The sequence below is a fragment of the Pseudomonas sp. 1L-E-NC-VB-C3 genome (genome assembly GCF_057291535.1).
This window is the reverse complement of record NZ_JBXAWD010000008.1, coordinates 176,553-202,586: the sequence shown is the minus strand read 5'-3', so window position 1 is coordinate 202,586 and position 26,034 is coordinate 176,553. Positions and strand designations below refer to the sequence as shown.

24 protein-coding genes are annotated in these 26,034 nt (G+C 61.2%); 16 read left to right on the top strand and 8 right to left on the bottom strand.

What is annotated here, in order from left to right; translation table 11 throughout:
* Nucleotides 1-38: 38 nt before the first annotated feature.
* The 3 genes from AC0Z5Z_RS15195 to AC0Z5Z_RS15185 are packed head-to-tail and all read left to right on the top strand — an operon-like array spanning nt 39 to nt 1,718.
* Nucleotides 39-401: a CidA/LrgA family protein gene (locus tag AC0Z5Z_RS15195; protein ID WP_016773012.1), complete on the top strand. Its 363-nt coding sequence runs from the start codon at nt 39-41 to the stop codon at nt 399-401.
* On the top strand, nt 401-1,117 hold the full coding sequence (locus AC0Z5Z_RS15190) for an LrgB family protein (protein ID WP_236168742.1): 717 nt from the start codon (nt 401-403) through the stop codon (nt 1,115-1,117). Before AC0Z5Z_RS15195 ends, AC0Z5Z_RS15190 begins: the two co-directional genes overlap by 1 nt.
* Before the next feature lie 10 nt (nt 1,118-1,127).
* Entirely contained in the window at nt 1,128-1,718 is a 591-nt protein-coding gene (locus AC0Z5Z_RS15185) for an LON peptidase substrate-binding domain-containing protein (RefSeq protein ID WP_095181907.1), read from the top strand.
* Between the two features lie 87 nt (nt 1,719-1,805).
* Here the strand turns inward: AC0Z5Z_RS15185 and AC0Z5Z_RS15180 are convergent, their stop codons facing one another.
* From AC0Z5Z_RS15180 to AC0Z5Z_RS15165, 4 genes are all read right to left on the bottom strand, one after another.
* A complete protein-coding gene (locus AC0Z5Z_RS15180) occupies nt 1,806-5,276 on the bottom strand; it encodes a calcium-binding protein (protein ID WP_485611262.1) in 3,471 nt (1,156 codons plus the stop codon).
* 69 nt (nt 5,277-5,345) lie between these two features.
* On the bottom strand, nt 5,346-7,298 hold the full coding sequence (locus AC0Z5Z_RS15175; RefSeq protein WP_485611261.1) for a hypothetical protein: 1,953 nt from the start codon (nt 7,296-7,298) through the stop codon (nt 5,346-5,348).
* A 321-nt stretch (nt 7,299-7,619) separates the two neighbouring features.
* Entirely contained in the window at nt 7,620-8,936 is a 1,317-nt protein-coding gene (locus AC0Z5Z_RS15170; protein WP_485611260.1) for a bifunctional DedA family/phosphatase PAP2 family protein, read from the bottom strand.
* A 126-nt stretch (nt 8,937-9,062) separates the two neighbouring features.
* A complete protein-coding gene (locus tag AC0Z5Z_RS15165; RefSeq protein ID WP_041477719.1) occupies nt 9,063-9,758 on the bottom strand; it encodes a DNA-3-methyladenine glycosylase in 696 nt (231 codons plus the stop codon).
* Between the two features lie 177 nt (nt 9,759-9,935).
* On the opposite strand from AC0Z5Z_RS15165, the gene AC0Z5Z_RS15160 reads away from it, so the two are divergent.
* The 13 genes from AC0Z5Z_RS15160 (at nt 9,936) to AC0Z5Z_RS15100 (ending at nt 22,479) form a co-directional block, all read left to right on the top strand.
* Nucleotides 9,936-11,207, top strand: coding sequence for a glutamate-5-semialdehyde dehydrogenase (locus tag AC0Z5Z_RS15160; RefSeq protein WP_056790655.1), 1,272 nt, complete (start codon nt 9,936-9,938; stop codon nt 11,205-11,207).
* Nucleotides 11,176-11,898, top strand: coding sequence for a nicotinate-nucleotide adenylyltransferase (gene nadD / locus AC0Z5Z_RS15155; RefSeq protein ID WP_024014451.1), 723 nt, complete (start codon nt 11,176-11,178; stop codon nt 11,896-11,898). The genes AC0Z5Z_RS15160 and nadD overlap by 32 nt, the downstream gene beginning before the upstream one ends.
* Before the next feature lie 72 nt (nt 11,899-11,970).
* Nucleotides 11,971-12,465 (top strand): ribosome silencing factor, encoded by a 495-nt coding sequence (rsfS, locus tag AC0Z5Z_RS15150; RefSeq protein WP_016773024.1) that lies wholly within the window; start codon nt 11,971-11,973, stop codon nt 12,463-12,465.
* A 9-nt stretch (nt 12,466-12,474) separates the two neighbouring features.
* Nucleotides 12,475-12,942 (top strand): 23S rRNA (pseudouridine(1915)-N(3))-methyltransferase RlmH, encoded by a 468-nt coding sequence (gene rlmH, locus AC0Z5Z_RS15145; protein ID WP_011063671.1) that lies wholly within the window; start codon nt 12,475-12,477, stop codon nt 12,940-12,942.
* A gap of 10 nt (nt 12,943-12,952) precedes the next feature.
* Nucleotides 12,953-14,848: a penicillin-binding protein 2 gene (mrdA, locus tag AC0Z5Z_RS15140; RefSeq protein WP_041477721.1), complete on the top strand. Its 1,896-nt coding sequence runs from the start codon at nt 12,953-12,955 to the stop codon at nt 14,846-14,848.
* 31 nt (nt 14,849-14,879) lie between these two features.
* Entirely contained in the window at nt 14,880-15,983 is a 1,104-nt protein-coding gene (gene rodA / locus AC0Z5Z_RS15135) for a rod shape-determining protein RodA (RefSeq protein ID WP_051600793.1), read from the top strand.
* A gap of 17 nt (nt 15,984-16,000) precedes the next feature.
* Entirely contained in the window at nt 16,001-17,011 is a 1,011-nt protein-coding gene (mltB, locus tag AC0Z5Z_RS15130) for a lytic murein transglycosylase B (RefSeq protein ID WP_041477722.1), read from the top strand.
* Nucleotides 17,011-18,021 (top strand): septal ring lytic transglycosylase RlpA family protein, encoded by a 1,011-nt coding sequence (locus AC0Z5Z_RS15125; RefSeq protein ID WP_016773027.1) that lies wholly within the window; start codon nt 17,011-17,013, stop codon nt 18,019-18,021. The genes mltB and AC0Z5Z_RS15125 overlap by 1 nt, the downstream gene beginning before the upstream one ends.
* Before the next feature lie 187 nt (nt 18,022-18,208).
* On the top strand, nt 18,209-19,366 hold the full coding sequence (locus AC0Z5Z_RS15120; protein WP_016773028.1) for a D-alanyl-D-alanine carboxypeptidase family protein: 1,158 nt from the start codon (nt 18,209-18,211) through the stop codon (nt 19,364-19,366).
* A gap of 86 nt (nt 19,367-19,452) precedes the next feature.
* Complete coding sequence (locus tag AC0Z5Z_RS15115; protein ID WP_024014446.1) at nt 19,453-19,728, top strand: DUF493 domain-containing protein; 276 nt, start codon at nt 19,453-19,455, stop codon at nt 19,726-19,728.
* Nucleotides 19,728-20,375 carry a lipoyl(octanoyl) transferase LipB gene (lipB, locus tag AC0Z5Z_RS15110; RefSeq protein ID WP_076564273.1) on the top strand — a complete coding sequence of 216 codons (648 nt, stop codon included), beginning with the start codon at nt 19,728-19,730 and terminating at the stop codon, nt 20,373-20,375. Before AC0Z5Z_RS15115 ends, lipB begins: the two co-directional genes overlap by 1 nt.
* A 25-nt stretch (nt 20,376-20,400) precedes the next feature.
* Entirely contained in the window at nt 20,401-21,399 is a 999-nt protein-coding gene (lipA, locus tag AC0Z5Z_RS15105) for a lipoyl synthase (RefSeq protein ID WP_160768663.1), read from the top strand.
* A gap of 132 nt (nt 21,400-21,531) precedes the next feature.
* Nucleotides 21,532-22,479 carry a S66 peptidase family protein gene (locus AC0Z5Z_RS15100; protein ID WP_406227567.1) on the top strand — a complete coding sequence of 316 codons (948 nt, stop codon included), beginning with the start codon at nt 21,532-21,534 and terminating at the stop codon, nt 22,477-22,479.
* Between the two features lie 96 nt (nt 22,480-22,575).
* On the opposite strand, the gene AC0Z5Z_RS15095 is transcribed toward AC0Z5Z_RS15100, so the two are convergent.
* From AC0Z5Z_RS15095 to AC0Z5Z_RS15080, 4 genes are all read right to left on the bottom strand, one after another.
* Nucleotides 22,576-23,898, bottom strand: a complete 1,323-nt coding sequence (locus tag AC0Z5Z_RS15095) for a lytic murein transglycosylase (protein ID WP_252876956.1) — start codon at nt 23,896-23,898, stop codon at nt 22,576-22,578.
* Nucleotides 23,899-23,959: 61 nt separating this feature from the next.
* A complete protein-coding gene (arfA, locus tag AC0Z5Z_RS15090) occupies nt 23,960-24,124 on the bottom strand; it encodes an alternative ribosome rescue factor ArfA (protein ID WP_016773035.1) in 165 nt (54 codons plus the stop codon).
* 182 nt (nt 24,125-24,306) lie between these two features.
* A complete protein-coding gene (gene holA, locus AC0Z5Z_RS15085) occupies nt 24,307-25,344 on the bottom strand; it encodes a DNA polymerase III subunit delta (protein WP_041477726.1) in 1,038 nt (345 codons plus the stop codon).
* A gap of 39 nt (nt 25,345-25,383) precedes the next feature.
* Nucleotides 25,384-25,989 (bottom strand): LPS-assembly lipoprotein LptE, encoded by a 606-nt coding sequence (locus tag AC0Z5Z_RS15080; protein ID WP_073475660.1) that lies wholly within the window; start codon nt 25,987-25,989, stop codon nt 25,384-25,386.
* Between the last annotated feature and the right edge of the window lie 45 nt (nt 25,990-26,034).

The following is a 26,034-nucleotide window of genomic DNA, read 5'->3' as shown; positions in this document are numbered from 1 at the left end:
GAGCCCCTGCTGGGTGAAATAGAAGACGGAGATGTCAGATGTTGTTACGTGGCCTGACCCTGCTGGTGCTGTTCCAACTGCTCGGCACGGCGCTCAATCATTTGCTGTTGCCGATATTGCCGGGGCCGATCATCGGGCTGCTGCTGTTGCTGGTGTTCCTGATCATTCGCGGTGAAGTCGGCGAGCCGCTGAATCAGGCGGCGGGCAGCCTGCTGCGTTATCTGCCGTTGCTGCTGGTGCCGCCAGCGGTGGGCGTGATGGTGTATGCCACGGCGATTGCCGCCGATTTCTGGGCGATCGTCGGCGCGCTGGTGGTCTCGCTGATCCTGTCGATGGCGTTTGCCGGCGTGCTCATGCAACGGCTGGTCAAACGTCATGCGCCGCCGGCGGAGGAATCCTGATGCTGTTCGACTGGCAAGGCGCGTGGACCTCGGTGATTCATCATCCGCTGTTCGGCATTGGCATCACGCTAGGCGCTTATCAACTGGTGCTGGCGGCATTCGAGAAAACCCGCTGGATCTTTCTGCAACCGGTGCTGGTCTCCATGTTGTTGGTGATCGGTGTGCTGGTCGGCTGCGGCCTGACCTACGCGGAGTATCGCAAGAGCACCGAAATCCTCAGCATTCTGCTGGGGCCGGCCACGGTGGCGCTGGCGGTGCCGCTCTACCTGAATCTGCGCCGCATCCGGCAATTGTTCTGGCCGATTTTTACTACGCTGGTGATAGGCGGGGTGGTCGCAACGGGCATGGGCGTGGCGCTGGGCTGGTGGTTCGGTGCCGATCACATGATCCTGATGACCATGGCGCCTAAATCGGTGACGTCGCCGATCGCCATGCTGGTTGCCGAGCAGATCGGCGGTGTGGCGGCGCTGGCAGCGGTGTTTGTACTGATCACCGGGGTCATCGGCGCGATCTTCGGCCCGGCGCTGCTGACCCGCCTCGGTGTGCACAGCCCTGAAGCGCGCGGCATGGCGCTGGGCATGACAGCGCATGCGGTCGGCACGGCGGTGGCGATGCAGGAAAACGATGAGTGCGGCGCGTTCGCCGCGCTGGCAATGAGTCTGATGGGTGTGGCCACGGCGGTGTTCCTGCCGTTGGCGGTGTCGATGGTGGTGTAAGGAAATGTCTATGAGTCTGCCGCTTTTTCCGCTGAACACAGTGCTGTTCCCCGGCTGCAACCTCGATCTGCAGATCTTCGAGGCGCGCTACCTCGACATGATCGGCCGCTGCATGAAACAGGGCGTCGGCTTCGGGGTGGTGTGCATCCTTGAGGGCAGCGAAGTCGGCGTCGCGCCGGAAGGTTTTGCGCTGGTTGGCTGCGAAGCGCGGATCACCGATTTCCAGCAACAGGACAACGGCCTGCTCGGCATTCGTGTCCAGGGCGGGCGGCGTTTCACGGTGTTGCGCACCGAAGTGCAGCGCGATCAGTTGATTGTCGCCGACGTCGAATGGCTGGACGATGAGCCTGAGCAACCGTTGCAGGACGAGGACGCCGATCTGGTCGCGCTGCTCAAGGCGCTGGCCGAACACCCGATGGTCGAAGCGTTGGACATGGGCACTGAAGCCGCCGGTCAACAGTCACTGGCCAATCAGCTTGCCTACCTGTTGCCGTTCGCCGAAGAAGACAAGATCGATCTGCTGCAACTCGACGACCCTCAGCAACGGCTGGATGCGATCCAGGCATTACTCGACGAGTTGCAGGGCGAACTGTTCGCCTAGTTTCACTTGCAAAACGCATGACTCAAGGCGCAAACGAAGATCAGCGCAGGCCCACCCTGGCACGATGTTGAAACCGGCAGCGCACCGTCAGCTCATGTTGACCGGGATGAACAGACCTTCGCGGTTGACGCGCTCTTGCGGATCATTGAGCAGGCGCCATTGATTGCTCACCGAGTTGTAAACCAGCGTGCCCACTGTCTCGGGTTTGTAGCCGATGTGGGTGACGTAGACCCGCGCGGCCAGTTCGTGGCGTTGTTTGTGCTTGTCGATATCCGTCAGCAATGCCTCGACACTGGCGTAGCCACGAGCATCGATCACATACAGCTGCAACACCTCAAACAGCAGCGACACTTCATAAATGTTGCCGGCTGACGTCACCACACCGATGCACTCCACCGGAGTGTCATCCAAGATGTCCGGCAACTCCACCGTGACGCTGGCAATGCGCAGGCGGTTGCCCTGGAGCTGAATATCGGCGCGCGTGACGGTTTCTGTCAGGGCACGGGTGAACAGATTCCATCTCGATGCATTGGCCGTTTTTGCCGCAGCGCCCGGTGTGGCCAGACGCAGGATGCTGTTGCTGGCGAGATAAACGTCGTAGGTCGCGCTTTTGCCTTCGAGCAGATAAATCCCGGTGTGCGGCCGCGATTCGATGACCACTTTGCTGTTCTGGGTGCCCAGTGATGGTTTCTCGCTGACCAGCGGACGGATGAATGGATATTTTCCGTTGCGCCGCTTCAACCAGCTCCGCGAGCTGAGCACTCGGATGCCGGGATTTCTGGCGTCGTCCCGGTAATCGAACGCGGGCACCTGCACGCGGTATGAAACGTCATCCTGCATGACCAGCATGATGTCCCGGGCCAGAAGCGGTGTCGTGACCTTCAGGCTGTTTTGGCCACTGTAGCCCGTCGCGGCGGCAATCGTCTGGATCACGCCTTTGAAGGCCAGCACCTTGGATGGCAGCAGAATCGACAGGCTGATGTTGTTGTAGGTCAGGTGCGTATTGCCCGAAACACCCTGGCGCACTTCCAGGCCATAGCTGACCACCACGTCGACAATCTCGCTGTCCTGGTAATCCAGGTAAATGGTGCGGGCGCCGGTAGCGTTGCCTGTGGCGACGAATTCGACCCTGTGCTCGGTACGTGCGACGAAGTGGCGCTGCACGCCCTGACCGTCCAGCGCCACCGTGCCACCGTTGACGATTGCCGGGGCGGGTGCCGGCCGTCCGCTGACAGTGACGGCAACCTCGATGTCCTGACTCAATGCTTCACCAGGCCGAGTGGGCAGTTGCGCGCGCAGTTCATAGCCATCGAGAGTGCGGAACACCCACCGAGCATTGCTCAATTGACGCTGACCGTTGACCGTCTGGTAGACGTTTTCAAGGGTCAGCACATGGTCGGGGTCGCTGCCGTCCCTGCCGCGCAAGGAGTTGACCACCAGTGAGGTGCCGATGATTTGCCAGCGTTGAATGACCGCCATCGGCCAGCCGAGTTCGATCAGGCTCGAATGGTCGCCACATTCGATGATCGTTGTACGTGCATTGGTGTCGGCGATGTAATAGCGATCTTCGCCGCCGCCGCCCTCAACCGTGCACTCGGTACCAGTGATTGCGATCGTGTCGTTGCCGTCGCCGGCGCTGATGCGGTCGTAACCGTTGGCGGAAATCTGGTTGGGCTGTTCATTGCCCGTGATAGTGCTCGTGCCTTTGCGCAAGGTCGCAACGTTTTCAATGGAGGTCAGGTGGGCGACTTCGAGGGTGTCGTTCGCAGAGTCCGGGCTGCGAAGTGAGACCTTGCCGGTTTGCAGGTTGACGTCGTGACCGATGTAACGCGTGTCGGTAATCGGGCGGACGCCTTCGAACGCAACCAGGTCGTTGCCCGAGCCGCCATCCAGCACATTGATGTGCGGCGGTTTGCTCGATCGATCCAGTTCCTGATCAGAGACTTCCTGGTAGAACGCATCATTTGTGTCGCCGCCCGTCAGTGCCTTATGGCCGTCGCGGTAGGTGAAGAGGTTGGGCCGCGCCTTGACGCCAACCACGCGATCGTTGCCATCACCCAGGCGCCAGAACACGCCTTTGCCTTCGCCTGGGCTGCCGCTGACCATGCCTTTGAGGTTGTCGGGTAATCCGAGGCTTGCGTCGACTGCATCGTCGCCGCCGACGATCACCGCTTGGCTGTCGAGTCTGAACGGCAACTGCCCGGCGCTTTCGTCCCACTGGTAACGCCACAGTTCGACAGGGCGCAGTTCAGCGCGAAACGCGCCATTGACTACCTGTGCGATGGAGTCCTTGTAAGCACCGGCCAGCATGTCTTTCGCCGACAGTTCGAGCTGTTTTCCATAGTCACTGTAAAGCCTGGACAGTTTGAAGCGATCCATCACCTCGGTGTCCAGTTCCTTGCCGGTGAAGGCGAACCATCCCGAGCGCAGGCGCTCGAGTGTCGTCAGTTCGATGTAGTCGTCGATATCGTCGACGACCCTGGCGGCCTGATAAACCATCGATCCGCCGATGAGCAGCGCAGCGGCCGCAAGGCCGAGCGGGCCGGCAACGCTGCCGAAGCCGGCCAGCGCGGCGACGCCCAGCACCAGGCTGATACCCGCGCCCGCTACACTCAGGGCACCGCTGAAATAATGATCCTGAGCTTGTTTGCCCGATGTCGCGGCGGCGGCGTTGAAGGATTTGATCGCGTCAACGATGTCGAACGGCAAGGTAATCGCGCTGGCGAACAGTCCCGCACCACGGCTCATGTATTTGCCGATTGAGGTCAGCGCAAAACCCCTCAGCACGTTGCTGCCCTGAGTCAGCATCGCCTGGCCTGTTCTGGTCAGGCCCTGCTCGATGATCAGCGAGCCGAGTTCTGCAGCGATGGATCCGCCGTAGTACAGCATTTCCAGTGCCTCGCCTTTCTTGATCGCATCGGTCAGCGCCATGTAGCTGCTGTAGATGCCGAAGGCTTGCATGCCGACTCCCGCGCCGCTCATCAAATAGCTTTTGCTCTTGTTGATCCAGCCCGGTGTGTTTTCAAACGCGTCCGCGCGGTGGATTTCCAGCTTTTGCGCAGCCTTGCCCAGCTTGTTGAGGCGATCCATGGCGCTGCCGGAAACCAGCGGCGTATCACTGATGAACAGTGGGCCGGCATCCACCGAGCGCTTGCAGGCAATTTCGTAAAACAGCATTGCCGCCATGTCATTGTCTGGGAAATCCACGGCCTGCAAGCGCGACTGCACCTGCGCCGATTGAAAATTGAGTCCGTCGAGAAATGCCTGATCCACGCTCTTGATGTGGGCGTTCGCCGCACTGACCGGTTGACCGTCAATGGTCGCCCCCAGCGCTTGCAATTCGACCCGACTGATCATGATCTCACCGATGCGTAGCAGGCCCAGATGCTTGTCCAGGGCTTTGAGGGTTTTGCGAAGCGACGGATCAATGTCAGGCGCCTGCGTCTGATTGCGCATATGGGTGGGCGGCGCATGGGGATTCGCCGAGACGTCGATGGGGGTAACTTCAAGTGCGCGAACGTGGGCGATATGGGTCGCAGGGACGATGAGTTTCGACACGTATTAATCCTTTAATGGTGTGCATGAGGATGCCGGTCTCCTCTCCGGCGTTGTATGGGCGTGCCCGGTTCAGGGCCAGGCGATGTCGTATGCAAACTCGTTTTTATTGCCTGACAGCCTGAGGATTGGCAGTCCTGCCGCTTCCACTTTGTCGATCAGTCGGTCGTATTGGAATTTGTTGGCGTGCCCGGCATGGGTCGCCGCCTCGATACGCTCAGCGTCCGCGCCGGCCTGTTCCTTGATGTCTGCGACTCTGGCGCCTTTGCTCAGGTCTGTGTTCAGTAACCAGATACGCTCGGCTGGAACTCCGCTGCGGGTGACCGAAATCAGCCCCTCGAAATCGTCGGAGGGAAACCAGGTCGGCGGGTTCTCACGCGCAGCGGAATTGAACGCCATGTTCTCTTCGTGCGGGACGACTTCCAGATTGCGCGTGTCGAGGGCGTACATGAACATTTCTGTCTGCCGCGTGCGCGAGGACCGATAACCCCGCTCGTGATCCCAGGCTACGGGACTCTCAGGATCAGACCAGTCGGATGAGGAACTGCTTGAATCATCGGCGTCGCTTGCGCCGCTGTCTGAGCTGCTGTCACCCGCGTCGCGCCCCGGATATTTGTGGGTCTGGCTGTTGAAGCGCAGGTATGCGGGATCGGGGGCGCTGGCATACATCTGGCCCTGCTCGAGACTGAACGTCGCGCTGATCGGCTTGTGCGTGGTGGCGCCGGGTTTGTGGTGGTAGCGGGGCAGCATGGTGCCGTCATTCGCCAGCTCGAACGGCGTGCGCTCGTCACCGCGAAACAGTGCCGGGATGTCCGTGCGATACAGGCAATTGTGTTTGTTGCGCAGGTAACCGAGCTGTTTCAACAGCGCCTCGCGGACCTCGGGGGTCAGGCCTTGTTCGGCGTCGTACCAGTCGTGGCGGGCATTGTGCTTGAGGTTGAGCTGCTCGACCGCATCCTTGGCCAATTGCTCGAAGCGTCGCGGGTGGGTGACGTCATCCAACAGGCGCTTGTGCGCCAGTGCCCAGGCTGGAATCGCCAGATGGTCGCTCATCTCCTGCTGCAAGCGGGTCAATTGCCTGGGCAGCAGATTGAACGATTGCAGAAAGGCTTCGCGCTCTGCACGGCTCATCTGCGGATGCAGCCAGCGCAGTGAGTCGCGCAGCAGATCGGTCAGCGGATTTCCGGTGGTTGTGGGATGTGCCCACTGTGGCGGCATGCCGCTGGCCTGAGCTTCGACACGAAAGCGCGCGATGTCCTGGCCCTGCAAGCCATATAGCTGCCAGATCTCATGATCGGTCCACTGTTTGAGGTGGGTCGGCGACGCCGCGAATCCCCCCGACGGAGGATCTACCGGAATGAAATTGCCAAATGAATCCCTGAAGGCGAACAGGGGGGCGTCTGTGCGCGCTGCAAAAAGCGGATGCATTTCGTAGTAACCCTGAGCATCCGGCGAACGCCCCGATGGACTGTAACGGCTTTGATTGATGGGCGTTGTCGCGGGGGCGAGCCGTGCTCGCTTCGGCGCTGGATGTTCGGTCAGGCGCCAGGTGGGGCTGTCTGCGTTTTTATACAAAAGCGGTCCGGAGGGCACGCGCTCGGTCAGCAACTTGCTGCGCCATGCGCCGGTTTCATCCACGCCGACGTGAGTGGTTTGCAAAGCGCCCTGATATTCGACGTCGACGAACTTTCTGCCAACGACCCAGCGAAATCCATCGGGGTCAGCGGGCTTCATCCCACGCAGAAAAGCCTCTGACAACCAGTAATCGTTTATTGAAGTGGAATGTTCCGAACGATAAGCGCCGTGTGTCGGTAACTGAAAGATTTCGATCGCCGAAAGTCTCGGGTTTGCATCGGCGAGGGGGCTGCCGGAAGTTGTTGTGGGCAGCGTCTGGTCGTGACCACCGGTCCTTCTCGATATTTCAACGGCGCTGGCATCGATCAAGGGGCGATGTGGTGCCGGTGCGTGCGGATCAGTTTGATGCGGCGTTGTAACAGGCGTCTTGCGGGGTATCTTTGGACTCATGAATAACTCGACAAAGAATGAATTGATAAATGCCTCGGCAGAACTTCAATGCCGGGTCCGGATAAATATTGATTGTTGGCAAGTGCTCAAGCCGGGCGGATTGAACTCACGGATTTTCTTTTGCGCGAAATACTTCGCCACCGTGTACCGGCTGGACTATGTAACGCTAGTTTGGCGTCGATTGGGAATGCGGAAACGTCGGTTTTATAACCAGGAAAGTTAACCGCAGGAGGGGAAGTTTGCGTAGGTAATCAACGCCGCTCTTGTCGGAATATTCCAAAAGAGCGGCGTATAAAAAATCTGGCTTGTGAGTTGTCTGTTTTAGTAGGCGTAACGCAACAATGTATGTGGCAAGTGGCGCAGTACGAAGAAGCCGAACAGAGCAACCATCGATGGCAGGATCAGCCACCAGATCTTGAACGGCATCGCATTAAGGGACGCCTGCCGTTGGCTCAACCACAGCATCGCAGCACACACGCAACTGGCGAGCATCGCCCCGGCCAATATGTCGGTTGGCCAGTGCGCGCCCAGATACACCCGCGACAGGGCGATAGAGAGTGCCGGGATGCAGGCAATCAGCAGCCAGGTCAGGCGCATGCGCGGCGGCTGACCGCGTCCGGCGAGTACACCCAGCGTCAGGAACAGGGCGAATGCGCCAGAAGCGTGGCCGCTGGGCATGCTGTAGGTGGTCAATGGATCGCTGAGCACTTCCGGGCGCACCCGGGCGAAAAAATACTTGGTGCCGGTGTTGGCCATGGCGGTGATCAGCATGGTGGCGCCCGCGAACACTGCCTGGCGCCACTGCTTGCACAGCAACAGCAATATGACGAGCAGGGCGCTGAACAGCAGCATGTTGCGGAATTCGCCGATCAGGGTCAGCGTCACGGCGATTTCGTCCAGCGCTGGCTGGCGGTGCTCCTGCACCAGGGTCATCACGCCGTTGTCGAGCGCGGTGAGGTATGGATAGCCGATGAACAGACCGATCAGGATCAGCAGGCTCATGCCGCCGATCCAGATCGTCGCGCGACGATGGCGGCGCACGCTGCTGTTGACGCTCAGGCCGACCATCACCGCGATGCTGGCGGCGACAATCCCGGCCTCCAGCCAGAACCCTTCAGGCAATGGCAGACGGAACGCCGCGCCGGTGGCCCAGCCCGGCAGCAGATAAGCCAGGCTCCAGCCAGCAGCGGCCAACAGGCTGACGGCGAAAAAACGCGGGAAGGGCATGTCGCACATCCCGGCGACCATTGGCAGCATTGGTCGTAGCGGGCCGATGAAACGCCCGACCAGCAAGCTGGCGATGCCATAGCGCTGGAAGTACGACTCGGCGCCGGCCATCCATTCCGGGTGATGGCGCAGGCCCGGCAGGCGGCGGATGTTCTGATGGAAATGCCGCCCCAGGAAGTACGAAATCAAGTCGCCGAGGATGCCGCCAAGAAAGCCCAGCAGCAGCGTTTCGCTCAATGACAGCGCGCCACTGCCGGCCAGTACCGCCACGCCGAACAACAGCACCGTGCCCGGCACGATCAGCCCGGCGATCGCCAGACATTCCACGCACGCAACGATGAACACCGCTGCGGCCAACCACTGCGGATTGGCGCCGAGCCATCCGGTGATGCTATCGAGCCATGGGCCCATACAGAAAAACTCCAGACTATTGATGATTCCGGTAAGAGCTGCCGCAGGCTGCGATCTTTTGATCTTGTTTCTTTAAAGCAGAATCAAAAGATCGCAGCTTGCGGCAGCTCCTACAGGGGTAAGCGTTTACAGAAGGAAATAATCCCGGCCTTCGACCTGACCCCGTCGCAGCGGGTTCCGCGTGCACCATTGCGCATACGCAGCGTCAACGAAGCGATACATCAAGTGTTCATCACGGCCCAGCGGAATGCCCAACCGGGTGGTTTGAATGATCTGCGCGGGTGGCGGTCCCGGGTCCTCGACCAGCAACAGTTCATGATCGAAACGCTTGGCGTCCCACATCGGCACTTTCAAACCCAGCGCCTTGCACAGCAGGGTCTGTCCGGCGCAGAGCTTCTGTGTCGGACGCGGTCGGCCCTGGGCATCGGGATTGTTCAGCAGCATCTGCGCCAGACTTGCCGGACCGCTCACTTCATCGACCCACGGATAGGCGGATTTGATCAGCACCGCGTTGCCCGGCCCCTGCGCACTGAAGTTCAGCGAATCACCGCCGCGTGCGTAGTACATATAGATGTGGCCGCCATCCAGAAACAAAGCCTTACGCTTTTCTGTATAGCCGAGCGAGGCGTGGCTGCCTTTTTCCGCGCAGTAATAGGCTTCGGTTTCGATGATTCGCGCACTCAGCCACAGATCGCCGACGCGATGGCGGATGACTTTGCCGAGCAGCGCCTGCGCCAGCACCTGGGCGTCGCGGTCGAAAAAACTGTCCGGCAGGCCCACGGGCAGGCGCGCGGACTCGGGGCAAAGGGGCACGTTGGTCATGATGGGCAAGGTTTATCCAGGCTCAAGAGGTCGTGATGATAACAACGCTGAGCTTAATTACGTCTGAACGCCGGCCAAACGCAGCTCATTTCGACCATCCGCCCGTCACCGCTGTTAGTCCCGGGACGCGACAGCTATAATCTGCCGCTTTCCTCTTTGCCAAGACCCCAGCAGACCATGACTGAGTCCGTTCTTGACTACATGACCCGATTGGGTCGCGCCGCCCGCGCTGCCTCCAAGGTCATCGGTCGCGCCAGCACCGCGCAGAAAAACCGCGCCTTGCAGGCTGCCGCCAATGCTCTGGACGCTGCGCGCGCCGAGCTGGCCGCCGCCAATGAGCTGGATCTGGCTGCCGGTCGCGCCAACGGTCTGGAGCCGGCGCTGCTGGAGCGTCTGGAACTGACCCCGGCACGCATCGACGGCATGATCGTCGGCTTGCGTCAGGTTGCTGCACTGGCGGATCCGGTCGGTGCGATCCGCGACATGAGCTTCCGTCCGTCGGGTATTCAGGTCGGCAAGATGCGTGTACCGCTGGGCGTGATCGGGATCATCTACGAATCCCGTCCGAACGTGACCATCGATGCCGCCAGTCTGTGCCTGAAGTCCGGCAACGCGACCATCCTGCGCGGTGGCTCCGAGGCAATTCATTCCAATCGCGCGATTGCCGCGTGCATTCAGCGCGGTCTGGCCGAGGCCGAACTGCCCGCCGCCGTGGTGCAAGTGGTCGAAACCACCGACCGTGCCGCCGTCGGCGCGCTGATCAGCATGCCGGAATACGTCGACGTCATCGTGCCCCGTGGCGGTCGTGGCCTGATCGAACGCATCAGCCGCGATGCTCGCGTACCGGTGATCAAGCACCTGGACGGCATCTGCCACGTTTACGTCAGTGAACATGCCGATCTGGCCAAAGCCCAAAGCATCGCCTTCAACGCCAAGACCTACCGTTATGGCATCTGCGGCGCGATGGAAACCCTGCTGGTCGATCAGGCTGTTGCCAGGGATTTCCTGCCTTCGATGGCCGCGCAGTTCCGCGACAAAGGCGTCGAACTGCGTGGTTGCGAGCGCACCCGGGCGATCATCGAAGCGGTCGCGGCCTGCGAAGACGACTGGCACACCGAGTACCTGGCGCCGATTCTGTCGATCCGCGTGGTCGACGGTCTGGAGCAGGCGATCGAACACATCAACCATTATGGCTCCCATCACACCGACTCGATCGTCAGCGAAAACCTCGCCGACACCCGCCGGTTCGTGGCGGAAGTCGACTCGGCCTCGGTGATGATCAACACGCCGACCTGCTTTGCCGACGGATTTGAATACGGATTGGGTGCCGAGATCGGCATTTCTACTGATAAGCTGCACGCCCGCGGCCCGGTCGGGCTCGAGGGGCTGACCTGCGAGAAGTACATCGTGGTCGGCGATGGCCAGTTGCGCGGCCAGGCGACGGTCTGACTTGACCGACCTCGACCTGACAGCGCCGCACACCGGCAGCGAGTCGCGCCCGCAACGCATTGGCGTGCTGGGCGGTACGTTCGACCCGGTGCACATCGGTCATTTGCGTGGCGCGCTGGAAGTTGTCGAAGCGCTGGCGCTGGATGAGTTGCGCCTGATGCCGAACGCGCGGCCGCCACATCGCGGTACACCCCAGGTGTCGGCGCAGGATCGGCTGGCGATGGTCGAGTGCGCGGTGGCCGGATTGCCGCCGCTGGTGGTGGACGCCCGCGAATTGCAGCGGGACAAACCGTCCTGGACCATCGATACCCTGGAGTCGCTGCGCGCAGAGATGCCCGCCGAGACCCAGGTTTTTCTGCTTTTGGGCTGGGACGCATTTTGCGGCCTGCCCACTTGGCACCGCTGGGAAGAGTTGCTCCAGCATTGCCACATCCTGGTGCTACAGCGCCCGGACGCCGACAGCGAACCGCCGGATGCCTTGCGCAACCTGCTGGCAGCGCGTTCGGTGAGCGACCCGCTGGCCCTGAAAGGGCCGAGCGGACAGATTGCATTCGTCTGGCAGACACCGCTCGCGGTTTCCGCCACCCAGATCCGTCAACTGCTGGCCAGCGGTAAGTCGGTACGTTTCCTGGTGCCCGACGCGGTCCTGGCCTACATCGATGCGCACGGTCTGTACCGTGCGTCGAACTGAACAAGGCGTGCTTCACCGATACGGATCACCGTATCCCCAAGCCGCCGAATACATGAGCAAAACGAGTTACATATGACTGATAAAGATCTACCGAAAGTAAAGCGCAAAGGCACGTTCAAGAGCGCACCACTGCCGGAAGCCGTCAACACCAACGAGCCGCTCAAAGGCGACGAACTGGTCAAGATTGCCGTCGCCGCGCTGGAAGACGTCAAGGCCCAGGACATCCAGATCATCGATGTGCGCGACAAGCAGAGCATCACTGACTACATGATCATCGCCACCGGTACCTCCAATCGCCAGATCAACGCGATGCTCGACAAGGTCCGCGAGGAAGTGAAAAAGCAGGGCGCCAAGCCGCTGGGCGAAGAAGGCAAGGGCGACAGCGATTGGGTACTGCTCGACCTCGATCTGGTGATCGTGCACATGATGACTGCCTCGGCGCGTCAGTTCTACGACCTAGAGCGCCTGTGGGCCGGTGCCGAGCAAAGCCGTGCGGCCGATGCCAAGCACCACAGCCCGGAAAACACCCACGAGCATTTCACCAAGCTCAACAAAGACCAGTTCTAAGGGATTGCTGTGCGACTGCGCCTGATCGCCGTCGGTTCACGCATGCCCAAGTGGGTGGAAGAAGGCTGGCATGAATATGCCAAGCGTCTTCCGTCCGAGCTGGCGCTGGAACTGGTGGAAATTCCGCTCAACACCCGTGGCAAGAATGCCGACGTGGCCCGTTTCATCCGCCAGGAAGGCGAAGCCATGCTGGCCAAGGTCGGGCACAACGAGCGGATCGTCACGCTGGAGGTTCACGGCAAGCCGTGGAGCACCGAGCAACTGGCGGTCGAACTCGATCGCTGGCGCCTGGATTCGCGCACGGTCAACTTCATGGTCGGCGGTCCGGAAGGGCTGGCACCGGAAGTCTGTGCCCGCGCTGACCAGCGCTGGTCGTTGTCGCCGCTGACCTTGCCGCACCCGCTGGTGCGGATCCTGATCGGCGAACAGTTGTACCGTGCCTGGACCGTGTTGTCCGGCCACCCTTACCACAAGTAAGCCTGCCCTCATGTCTCAGCCGATCCGCATCAAGGACCACGAAAAGGACGCCCGTCTGGTGCGCAGCCGTGTCGTGTTCGGTGCGATCGTGATCGTGGCGCTGATCTGTGTGCTGATCGCGCGTCTGTATTACCTGCAGGTGATCCAGTACGAGTACCACTCGACCCTGTCGGAAAACAACCGCGTCCACGTGCAGCCGATTCCGCCGACGCGCGGGCTGATTTTCGACCGCAACGGCGTAGTTGTGGCCGACAACCGGCCGAGCTTCAGCCTGAGCATGACCCGCGAGCGCTCCGGCGACTGGCAACAGGTGCTCGACGTCATCGTCGAGGTGCTGGAGCTGACGCCCGAGGACCGGGTGATCTTCGAGAAACGCATGCGTCAGGGCCGTCGGCCGTTCGAGCCGGTGCCGATCCTGTTCGAGCTGACCGAAGAGCAGATCGCCCGCATTGCGGTGAACCAGTTCCGCCTGCCCGGGGTGGAAGTGGTCGCGCAACTGGTCCGACATTACCCGCAGGGCGCGCATTTTGCGCATTCGGTGGGCTACATGGGGCGGATCAACGAGAAAGAGCTGAAGTCGCTGGATCCGGTCAACTACAGCGGCACCCACCACATCGGCAAGACCGGCATCGAGCGTTTCTACGAGCCGGAATTGCACGGTCAGGTCGGTTACGAGGAAGTCGAGACCAACGCCCGTGGCCGCGTATTGCGCGTGCTCAAGCGCACCGATCCGATTCCCGGCAAGGACATCGTCCTGAGCCTCGACATCAAGTTGCAGGAAGCCGCCGAGGCCGCGCTGGGCGGGCGACGTGGCGCGGTGGTGGCGCTCGATCCGAAAACCGGAGAAGTGCTGGCGATGGTCAGTCAGCCGAGTTTCGACCCCAACCTGTTCGTCACCGGCATCAGCTTCAAGGCCTACGCCGAGTTGCGTGATTCCATCGACCGGCCGCTGTTCAACCGCGTGCTGCGTGGTCTGTATCCGCCGGGCTCGACGATCAAACCGGCGGTGGCAATTGCCGGTCTCGACGCTGGCGTAGTCACGGCTTCGAGCCGGGTGTTCGACCCGGGCTATTACATGCTGCCCAATTACGACCACAAGTATCGCAACTGGAATCGCACTGGTGACGGCTTCGTCGACCTCGACACGGCGATCATGCGTTCCAACGACACCTACTTCTATGACTTGGCGCACAAGCTCGGCATCGATCGGCTGTCGACCTATATGAACAAGTTCGGCATCGGCCAGAAGGTCTCGCTGGACATGTTCGAAGAGTCCCCGGGCCTGATGCCGTCCCGCGAATGGAAACGGGCGACGCGCAAACAGGCGTGGTTCCCCGGCGAAACCCTGATTCTCGGGATCGGCCAAGGCTACATGCAGTCGACGCCGCTGCAACTGGCCCAGGCCACGGCGCTGGTGGCCAACAAGGGCATCTGGAACCGTCCGCATCTGGCCAAGTCCCTCGACGGGGTCAAGCCGGTGGATGAAAACCCGATGCCGAACATCATCCTGCGCGACCCGTCCGACTGGAACAAGGTCAACCATGGCATGCAGCAGGTGATGCACGGTGCCCGTGGTACCGCGCGCAAAGCGGCGATCGGCGCGCAATACCGCATCGCCGGCAAGTCCGGTACCGCGCAGGTGGTGGCGATCAAGCAGGGCGAGAAATACGACCGCTCCAAGGTCCAGGAACGCCACCGCGACCACGCGTTGTTTGTCGGCTTCGCCCCGGCCGATGATCCGAAAATCGTCGTGTCGGTGATGGTCGAGAACGGTGAGTCCGGTTCCGGCGTTGCCGCGCCGGTGGTGCGCCAGGTCATGGACGCCTGGTTGCTCGACCAGGACGGCCACCTGAAAGCCGAGTACGCCAGCCCTATCACTGCGGAGGCCCCGGCCCGTGATGAATAATTTCGATCGCATGCTCTCCAGCGAGGATGTGATGCGTCGCCGCGCGACGTTGCTGCAAAGACTGCATATCGATGGCCCGCTGTTGATCCTGTTGCTGATCCTCGCCGCCGGCAGCCTGTTCGTGCTGTATTCGGCCAGCGGCAAGAGCTGGGATCTGCTCGGCAAGCAGGCCACGTCGTTCGGCATCGGCCTGGTGGCGATGATTGTCATCGCCCAGTTCGAGCCGCGTTTCATGGCGCGTTGGGTGCCGCTCGGTTATGTGATCGGCGTGGTCTTGCTGATCGTTGTCGACATCATGGGCCACAATGCCATGGGCGCCACGCGCTGGATCAACATCCCCGGGGTGATCCGCTTCCAGCCCTCGGAGTTCATGAAGATCCTGATGCCGGCGACCATCGCCTGGTATCTGTCCAAACGCACCTTGCCGCCGCAGCTCAAGCACGTCGGCATCAGCCTGATGCTGATTGGCGTGCCGTTCATTCTGATCGTGCGCCAGCCGGATCTCGGTACCTCGTTGCTGATTCTTGCCGGTGGCGCCTTCGTCCTGTTCATGGGCGGCCTGCGCTGGCGCTGGATTCTCAGCGTATTGGCGGCGGCGGTGCCGGTGTCGGTGGCGATGTGGTTCTTCGTCATGCACGACTATCAGAAGCAGCGTGTCCTGACTTTCCTCGACCCGGAAAGCGATCCGCTCGGCACCGGCTGGAACATCATCCAGTCCAAAGCCGCGATCGGTTCCGGTGGCGTATTCGGCAAAGGCTGGCTGCTCGGCACCCAGTCACACCTGGACTTTCTCCCGGAAAGCCACACCGACTTCATCATTGCCGTGCTTGGCGAAGAGTTCGGTCTGGTGGGGATTTGCGCGCTGCTGCTGATCTATCTGTTGTTGATCGGTCGCGGGCTGGTGATCACCGCTCAGGCGCAAACGCTGTTCGGCAAATTGCTCGCCGGCGCGTTGACCATGACTTTTTTTGTTTACGTTTTCGTCAACATCGGTATGGTCAGTGGCCTGTTACCGGTCGTGGGGGTGCCGTTGCCGTTCATTAGCTACGGAGGAACTTCGCTGGTGACGCTGCTGTCAGCGTTTGGGGTTTTGATGTCGATCCATACCCATCGCAAGTGGATCGCACAGGTTTGAATAAGGTGAAGAGTGCAATGCAAGTAATGCGTGGCTGGGCGACTCGATGCGCGCCGCTGGTTGGCCTGGTGGGCCTGCTGGGGAGCGTGCAGGAAGCGCTGGCCGGCGACTATGAAGGCTCGCCGCAGGTGGCCGAATTCGTCGGCGAAATGACCCGCGACTACGGTTTCGCCGGTGAACAACTGATGGGTGTGTTCCGCGAGGCGCAACGCAAGCAGTCGATTCTCGACGCCATCTCCAGACCCGCCGAACGGGTCAAGCAGTGGAACGAATATCGTCCGATGTTCATCACCGACGCGCGCATCGCCCGTGGTGTCGACTTCTGGCGTCAGCACGAGGCGACCCTGGCCCGTGCCGAGCAGGAATACGGCGTGCCGGCACAAGTGATCGTGTCGATCATCGGCGTCGAGACCTTTTTCGGACGTAATACCGGTAATTTCCGCGTGATCGATGCTTTATCGACCCTCGGCTTCGACTATCCTCCCCGTGCCGAATTTTTCCGCAAGGAACTGCGTGAGTTCCTGCTGCTGGCCCGCGAAGAGCAGGTCGATCCACTGACCCTGAAAGGCTCGTACGCCGGGGCCATGGGCCTGCCGCAGTTCATGCCGAGCAGCTTTCGCGCCTACGCGGTGGATTTCGACGGTGACGGCCACATCAATATCTGGAACAACCCGGACGATGCCATTGGCAGCGTCGCCAGCTACTTCAAGCGTCACGGCTGGGTCGCCGGCGAACCGGTGGTCAGCCGTGCCGATGTACGCGGCGAGCAGGTTGATGAAGGCCTGACTACTGGTATCGAACCGGTGAAAACGGTCGCAGAGTTGCGGGCGCTGGGCTGGTCAAGTCATGATGCGCTGCGCGATGATATGCCGGTTACCGCATTTCGCCTCGAAGGCGACAACGGCCCTGAATACTGGATGGGCCTGCAGAATTTCTACGCGATCACGCGTTATAACCGCAGCGTGATGTACGCCATGGCCGTACATCAACTGTCTGAACAGCTGGTACAAGCACGGGGCGTCAAGTAATGCAGGCATTGCCTAACAATAAACCCCTGAAGCTGGTGGCTTTCGCTGCGTTGGCAGTCCTGGTCGCCAGTTGCACGACCAGCCGCACGCCGACGCAGAAAACCCCGTCCACCGCTGTCCGCGCCCAACCGGGCCTGGACATCAACCGCGCGCACAAAGACGGCGCGCCTTGGTGGGATGTCGATGTTTCGCGCATCCCGGATGCGACACCGACCCTGCACACCGGCCCGTACAAGGCCAACCCGTACACCGTGCTGGGCAAGACCTACTTTCCGTTGCAGGAATCCAAGACCTACGTGGCTTCGGGCACAGCGTCCTGGTACGGCACCAAGTTCCATGGCCAGAACACCGCCAACGGCGAAGTGTATGACCTGTACGGCATGAGTGCCGCGCACAAGACCTTGCCGCTGCCAAGTTACGTTCGGGTGACCAACCTGGACAACAACAAGACCGTGATCCTGCGCGTCAACGACCGTGGGCCGTTCTATTCCGATCGCATCATTGACTTGTCTTATGCTGCGGCGAAGAAGCTCGGCTATGCCGAAACCGGCACCGCACGGGTCAAGGTCGAAGGCATCGATCCGCAGCAGTGGTGGGCGGCCAAGGGCCGTCCGGCGCCGCTGATGCTCAATGAGCCGCAAGTGGCGCAGAATAGCGCCCCGGTCATCACCGCGTCGGCCGGTACCGTCGAGCAATGGACGCCGCCGCCGCAGCAACACGCCGCGGCCGTGGTGCCCGTGCAGATCGATGCAAAAAAAAACGCTTCTGCACCAGCGTCTGGCCAGTATCTGCAGGTGGGCGCGTTCGCCAACCCGGACGCTGCCGAGCTGCTGAGGTCGAAGCTCAGCGGGATGGTGAGCGCGCCGGTGTTCATCAGCTCGATCGTGCGCAATCAGCAGACCCTGCACCGGGTACGCCTGGGGCCGATCGGCTCGCCGGGTGAGATCGCCCAGGTGCAGAACAGTGTGCGGCTGGCCAATCTGGGTTCGCCCAGCGTGGTCACCGAGTAACACGTAGACCTTGATTGACGGTTCACTTGCGGTATTCGGGGGGTGAACCAGGTTGTTGGCTCGTCGAAGAACAAAAGCCCGGCAAGGGTGACTGGAGTGAGCAACTGAACACGCGATGGCCCGTTAGAAGGCTGTCTGAATAAGTTTTGCCTTCGGGCAAGTTTCCATTAGCGATTTCGAGAGACGGATGAACATCACCACCTTTGCCAAACGCCTGTGTCTGCTAGTCCCGCTGCTCCTCTCGCCAGCCGCCTTCGCGGCCGAGATGATGCCGTCGCCACCACAACTGGCCGCCAAGGCCTATGTTCTGATGGACGCCAGCAGCGGCAACGTGCTGGTCGAAAACAACGGCGACCAGCGTCTGCCACCGGCCAGCCTGACCAAGCTGATGACCGCGTACATCGCAACCCTGGAAATCCGTCGCGGTCAGATCGGTGAAAACGATCCGGTGACCGTCAGCGAAAACGCCTGGCGCACCGGCGGTTCGCGGATGTTCATCAAGGTCGGTTCGCAGGTGACTGTCAGCGACCTGCTGCACGGCATCATCATCCAGTCCGGTAACGACGCCAGCGTCGCCCTGGCCGAGCACATCGCCGGCAGCGAAGACGCGTTCGCCGATCTGATGAACAAGACCGTCACCGAACTGGGCATGACCAATACCCACTTCATGAACCCGACCGGTCTGCCAAACCCTGAGCACTACTCGTCGGCGCACGATATGGCGATTCTGGCCCGTGCGATCATCCACGAAGACCCGGCTCACTATGCGATCTACTCGCAGAAAGAGTTCTTCTGGAACGGCATCAAGCAGCCTAACCGCAACCTGCTGCTGTGGCGCGACAAGACCGTTGACGGTCTGAAAACCGGCCACACCGATGAAGCCGGCTACTGCATGGTGTCCTCGGCGGTACGTGATGGCCAGCGCCTGATCGCCGTGGTGTTCGGCACCAACAGCGAAGTGGCTCGCGCCGCTGAAACCCAGAAGTTGCTGACCTATGGTTTCCGCTTCTTCGAAACCCAGACCTTCTACCAGAAGGGCACTGAACTGGCGCAGGCGCCGGTATGGAAAGGCACCACCAGCCAGGTCAAGGCCGGTCTGGCGCAAGACCTGACCATGACTCTGCCAAAAGGCCAGCTGAAGAAGCTCGCTGCCAGCATGACCATGAACCCGCAACTGGTTGCGCCAATCGCCAAGGGCGACGTGATCGGTAAAGTCGAAGTCAAACTGGAAGACAAGGTGGTGCACAGCGCCGACCTGATCGCTCTGGATGGCGTCGAGGAGGGTGGTATCTTCCGCCGCATGTGGGATAGCATCCGTCTATTCTTCTACGGCTTGTTCAACTGATTTTGTGTTGACCTGCATGGCCCCGCCCCGATCCGGTGCGGGGCCATGTGCGTTACCACGGCTTGCGCTATAGAGGCCGTTACGCCATGACCGATACCGAAGTAAAGGCGCCAAAGATCGAATTTCCCCAGACCGATTATCCGATCAAGGTGATCAGTGATACGGGTGTTGGCAACAAGGACAAGATCATCGCGATCGTCCTGAAACACGCGACCATCAATGATGAGCGCATCGACGAGCGTCAAAGCAGCAACGGCAAGTACACCACCATCCAGTTGCACATCGTCGCCACCGACCAGGATCAGCTGTACAACATCAACAGCGAACTGCGGGCTTCCGGCATCGTGCACATGGTGTTGTGATGCACGGCACGCTGGGCTTTCGCGAGCTGGGCCAGATGGCTTACGAGCCGGTCTGGCATGCCATGCAGCGCTTTACCAACGAACGCGGCAATGCTGCAGCCGACGAGATCTGGCTCGTCGAACACCCGCCGGTGTTCACCCAGGGCCAGGCCGGCAAGGCCGAGCATCTGTTGCTGCCGGGAGATATTCCGGTGGTGCAGGTCGATCGTGGCGGCCAAGTGACTTATCATGGCCCCGGGCAACTGGTGGCCTATCTGTTACTGGATGTGCGCAAGCTGGGTTTCGGCGTGCGCGATCTGGTCAGCCGCATGGAAGCCTGCCTCATCGAACTGCTGGCCAGCTACGGCGTTAGCGCCGCCGCCAAGCCAGATGCTCCCGGCGTGTACGTCGATGGAGCGAAAATCGCTTCTCTGGGTTTGCGCATTCGCCACGGTTGTTCCTTTCATGGCCTGGCCCTGAACGTGGATATGAACCTGGAACCGTTTCGACGGATTAATCCCTGCGGCTACGCCGGGCTGGCCATGACCCAGCTGAGCGATCACGCAGGATCGATTGAATTTGCCGAGGTAAGTGCCCGGCTGCGCGCGCAGCTCGTCAAACACCTCGACTATGCTGAGCAGACGACCCTTACGGGCGGAATCGACTGATATGACTACTGATGCAGTGCAAACCATGATCCCGACGCTCGACGTGACCGAGCGCCCGGCCCCGCGTCCCAAGGTTGAAGCCGGCGTCAAGCTGCGCGGCGCCGAGAAGGTTGCACGCATCCCGGTCAAGATCATCCCGACTACCGAACTGCCGAAGAAACCCGACTGGATCCGCGTGCGCATCCCGGTTTCGCCGGAAGTCGACCGCATCAAGAGCCTGCTGCGCAAGCACAAGCTGCACAGTGTCTGCGAAGAAGCGTCCTGCCCGAACCTCGGCGAATGCTTCTCCGGCGGCACCGCAACCTTCATGATCATGGGCGACATCTGCACCCGTCGTTGCCCGTTCTGCGACGTTGGCCACGGTCGTCCGAAGCCACTGGACGTCAACGAGCCGGAAAGCCTGGCCATCGCCATCGCCGACCTCAAGCTCAAGTACGTGGTGATCACTTCGGTGGACCGCGACGACCTGCGTGATGGCGGTGCCCAGCACTTCGCCGACTGCATCCGCGAAATCCGCAAATTGTCGCCGAACGTGCAGCTCGAGACCCTGGTCCCGGACTACCGTGGCCGCATGGACATCGCCCTGGAAATCACCGCTGCCGAGCCGCCGGATGTGTTCAACCACAACCTGGAAACCGTGCCACGCCTGTACAAGGCTGCGCGTCCGGGTTCGGACTACCAGTGGTCGCTGACCCTGCTGCAACGCTTCAAGCAGATGATGCCGCATATCCCGACCAAATCCGGCCTGATGCTGGGTCTGGGCGAGACTGACGAAGAAGTCATCGAAGTCATGAAGCGCATGCGCGAACACGACATCGACATGCTGACCCTCGGTCAATACCTGCAGCCGTCGCGCAGCCACTTGCCGGTGCAGCGTTTTGTGCACCCGGACACCTTCGCCTGGTTCGCCGAAGAAGGTTACAAGATGGGCTTCAAGAACGTTGCGTCTGGCCCGCTGGTACGTTCCTCGTACCACGCCGACGAGCAGGCGAAGCTGGTCAAGGCCGAGCTGCTGGGTTCCTGATTCACTGCTGATGTAAAAATGCCCGCCGAGGACGGCTCCTCGGCGGGCATTTTTTTGCCTGAGACAAGGGCCTTTTGTTTGCCTCTTCAGCTGACTACTGTGTGTGCATGACTTTACCGATGGAGCCCAAGGATGACCGTTCGACCAAGCCACACCCTCGTTGCCCACCGACCCGTACCGGCACTGCCCGCTGAGGGGACGATCGGCGTCATCGCGCCTGCCGGTCCCGGCACTCTCGATACTGAGAAAGCGCTGCAATGGATGCGCGCGCGCGGCTATGGGCTGAAGGTGTTTCCCGGTGTCTATGAGAAGGACGGCTATCTGGCGGGCAGTGACGACGTACGCCTGCGCGATCTGCACGCGGCATTCGCTGATCCTGAAGTCGACGCGATCATTTGCCTGCGCGGCGGCTACGGCACGCCGCGCCTGCTGGACCGAATCGATTACGACCTGCTCAGCCGGCACGCCAAACCCTTTATCGGCTACAGCGATATCACCGCGCTGCACCTGGCCATCAGTCGCTACGCCGGGTTTGTGACCTTTCACGGGCCGCTGCTCAACGCCGACCTGCTGGGCGACAAGGAGCCGCCGACCGTCACGTCATTCTTCGCCATGCTGCGCGGGCAAATGAAGTCAGGGAGTGTGCTGAGCCATCCGGCGGCTTATCCATTATCAACCGTCGAACCGGGCATCGCTCACGGGCGGTTGCTTGGCGGCAATCTGGCGATGATTGCTGCAACCCTCGGCACGCCCTACGAGATTGATGTCGAAGGGGTGATTCTGTTTATCGAAGACATCAACGAGCCGCTGTATCGGATTGATCGGCTGCTGACCCAGATGCGTCTGGCCGGCAAGCTGGCCAGACTGCGCGGTGTGCTGGTCGGTGATATCGCCGGGGTGGAGGTCGACGCGCTGAATCGCCTGCTCAAGCAAACCTTTGAGCCGTTGCGGATTCCGGTGCTGTCGGGTTGGCGCAGTGGCCATTGCGACCCGAACCTGACACTGCCGTTGGGCGCGCTGGTGCGCCTGGATGCAGGGAAGCAGGAGTTGCTGCTGGAGCAGGATGTGGTCATCCGATAATTCGGGAGGCAAAAGATCGCAGCCTTCGGCAGCTCCTACATGGGATTGATGATCGTCCTGTAGGAGCTGCCGAAGGCTGCGATCTTTTGATTTGCTCTATTGGGCGCGCAGGCTCTCAAGCAACTTGTGCGTCGGATACCCGTCCGCCGGCCAGCCCAGCGCCTGCTGGGCACTGCGAATCGCTTTGCGCGTATTGGCGCCGATAATCCCGTCCGCCGTGCCAGCGTCGTAATTACGCGCGCTCAATAGCGTCTGCAGTTCGATGCGTTCGGTGCGGCTCAGCGGCAGATCATCTTTCGGCCAGTCGCCATTGATCAGGCCCGCTCCTTCGAAACGCTCGGACAACAGGCTCACCGCCAGCGCATACGACGACGAATTGTTGTACTTGAGAATCGCCCGGAAGTTGTCGAGGATCAGGAACGCCGGGCCGCGATAACCGGCTGGCAGCAGCAGGGCAGCGGACAGATGTTCGGAGCCGGCTGGCACCTGCGCACCATTGGGCAGGTTCACACCCAGTTGCCGCCATTCGGCGACGCTTTTGCGAATCGCGCCATCGGCCAGGGTGTAGTTGAAGCCGCTCGGCAATTGCACTTCGAAACCCCACGGCTGGCCACGCTGCCAGCCCGAGCTTTGCAGGTAATGGGCGGTCGAGGCCAGCGCATCGGCCGGGCTGCCCCAGATGTCGCGGCGGCCGTCACCGTCAAAGTCCACGGCGTGGGTGTTGTAAGTGGTCGGAATGAACTGGGTCTGGCCCATCGCGCCGGCCCAGGAACCGAGCATCTTCTCCGGGGTGATATCGCCCTGTTGCAGAATCTGCAGGGCGGCGATCAGTTGCGCGTGAGCAAAGCCCGGACGACGCCCCTCGTAGGCGAGTGTGGCCAGCGAATTGATCACCGACTTGCTGCCCTGGAACTGGCCGAAATTGCTTTCCATGCCCCACACCGACACCAGCGCCTGGCGATCAACGCCATAGCGCTGCTCGATGCTTTGCAGAATGTCGGCGTACTGGATGATCAACGCCTGGCCTTTGCGTACGCGCAGCGGTGACAGTGCGCCGTCGAGGTATTCCCACACCGGGCGGGAAAACTCCGGCTGACTGCGATCGGCGCGAATCACGCTGGCGTCGAAGCTGATATTGGCAAATGCCTGATCGAACAGCTCGGGGCGAATCCCGGCGGCGAGGGCGTCCTTGCGGAAACCCGCCTGCCATTCGGCAAAGGTCTGGGTCGGTTGAATATCGAGCGGGTCGGCGGACGGCACTACCGGCGGAATGATCGCTGGGGCCGTGGTGACCGGGGCGGCTTGAAGCGGTTGTGCATCGGCGGCGGTGGGTTTTTCCGCGCAGGCGACAAGCAGGATGAAGCTGGAGGCAGCGATCAATTGGCGCACGGGCCAACGACGGGAAAGACTTGTGGGCATGCACAGTTCCAGGGGAAACGAATCAGGTGCAGACCTTAACATGAGCGAGGGGTAGTGCGCTTCAGGCAGCCAGAAAGTAAAAAGCCTCCCGGTTGTCAGACCGGAAGGCTTCGCGGCGGTAGCTGCCTTTGCCCTTGGCTGGTCGTTCCTGGCGGCTGCGGAACAAGGGCTGGGCGACGATGGATTTGGCCTTGTTGGGGCCATGCTTTGCTGGCTTTTTGCTCATGAGGGTTCTCTCGGCGTGGTGGGTTTTGCGCCGGGAATAATCTGCCGATGTGGCGCATCTGTCCAGTAGCTAATGCGTAGGAATATTCTGGCGCTTTCGCGAGCAGGCTCGCTCCCACATTGGTACGCGGTCAGCTGTGGGAGCGAGCCTGCTCGCGAATGGACGCTACGCGGTCGACTGCCTTACTCGGCAGGCAAAGACAGTCGCTGGCCAGCCATCAACAGCGCCAACCGACTCAGGCTCATCCACGGTGAACCCGCCGCCTGGCCCTTGATCTGCGCATCGATGCGCTGCGCTTCAAGTAGTAACTGCGCCCAGCGTTGCGCCGAGTAACGTTGCAGCGCCTTGCTCATCAGCGGCTTGCGCTTGTCCCAGACGGGCGGTTTCGACTGGCTGAAGCATTTGTCCAGTGGCGTGCCCTGACTGTATTGCAGGGAGATGTTGGCCAGCAGGCGCAACTCCCGCGCCAATGCCCAGAGAATCACTGGCGGCTCGACGCCTTCGCCGCGCAGGCCCTCAAGCATGCGCAACGCGTGCGCCGGTTCGCCGTTGAGCACCGCGTCGGTCAGGCCGAACACGTCAAACCGGGCACTGTCGGCCACGGCGGCCTGCACGGTTTCGACGGTGATCTGCCCACCTTCGGCCATCAACTTGAGCTTTTCGATTTCCTGTGCGGCGGCGAGCAGGTTGCCTTCGACACGCGCGGCAATCAATTCGACGGCGTCCTGACTGGCCGACAGACCTGCCTGGGACAGGCGCTGACGAATCCAGCTCGGCAGTTGATTGGCATCCACCGGCCAGATCTGCACAAACTGGGTCTGTTGGCCTTCGACCAGCGCCTTGCCCCACTTGGTTTTCTGCGCGCTGCCATCGAGCTTCGGCAAGCTGATCAGCAGAACCGTGTCTTCCGCAGGACGTGAGCAATATTCGATCAGCGCGGCGGCGCCTTTATCGCCAGGCTTACCGGACGGCAGGCGCAGTTCCAACAGGCGTTTTTCGGCGAACAGCGACATGCTTGCGCCGGCCTGCAGCAACGTACCCCAATCGAAATTGGCGTCGGCGGCGAAGACCTGACGTTCGTCGAAACCTTGCTGGCGAGCAGCGGTGCGGATGGCGTCGGCGGCTTCCTGACACAGCAACGGATCATCGCCGCTGATGATGTAGACCGGCGCAAGTGCGCCTTGCAGGTGTTTGCCGAGTTGCGCGGGAGCGAGCTTCATAAGAAAGGGCGAGCGGGGCGCCTGAGCGCCCCGGCCGTCTTACTGCTGCGGGATTTCGAGCGGCGACTGACGCGGAGTTTCCGCCTCAGCCTTCTGCGCCGCTTCCAGCGCATCGGCTTCAGCCTTGGCGCGGTCGTTGGCGGTTTGCTGCAGTTGCTGCAACTGGCCCGGGGTCAGCTGCGACAGGCGCAGCATCATGCGCTGCACCAGCTCGCGACGGATTTCATGACGGGCGTCGTTGGCTTCCTGATCGGAGCCGACGAGGTTGTTGCCGTCGTGAATGAACACCTTCTGCACTTCGAGCTTATCGCTAAGCAGGGACAGGTCTTTGTCGCCGCGGATGTCATAGCTCAGCACAGTGTTGACCTGATACTCGCCTGTGCGCCCGGCACCGGCATAGCTGAGGATGCGCTGGCTTTCCTGCTCGTCAGCCAGATACAGCTTGTACGGCGCGCCGCTGTAAACCTTGACGCCGCTGGACTCCAGCGTCTGACGCAGCTGTCTTACGGTTTCGCCATAAGCGTTACGCGCGCTCAGGTCGATTTCCTTGATCGACAGTTCGTTGGTGCCGGTACCACGCAACTGGAAACCGCAGGCGCTCAGCAGAACGGCGAGGCCCATCACCAGCAGATTGCGTTTGATCATTGTGTTGCTCCCCTTGAAACCAGGTGAGCCGACTCTGCGGCCCGA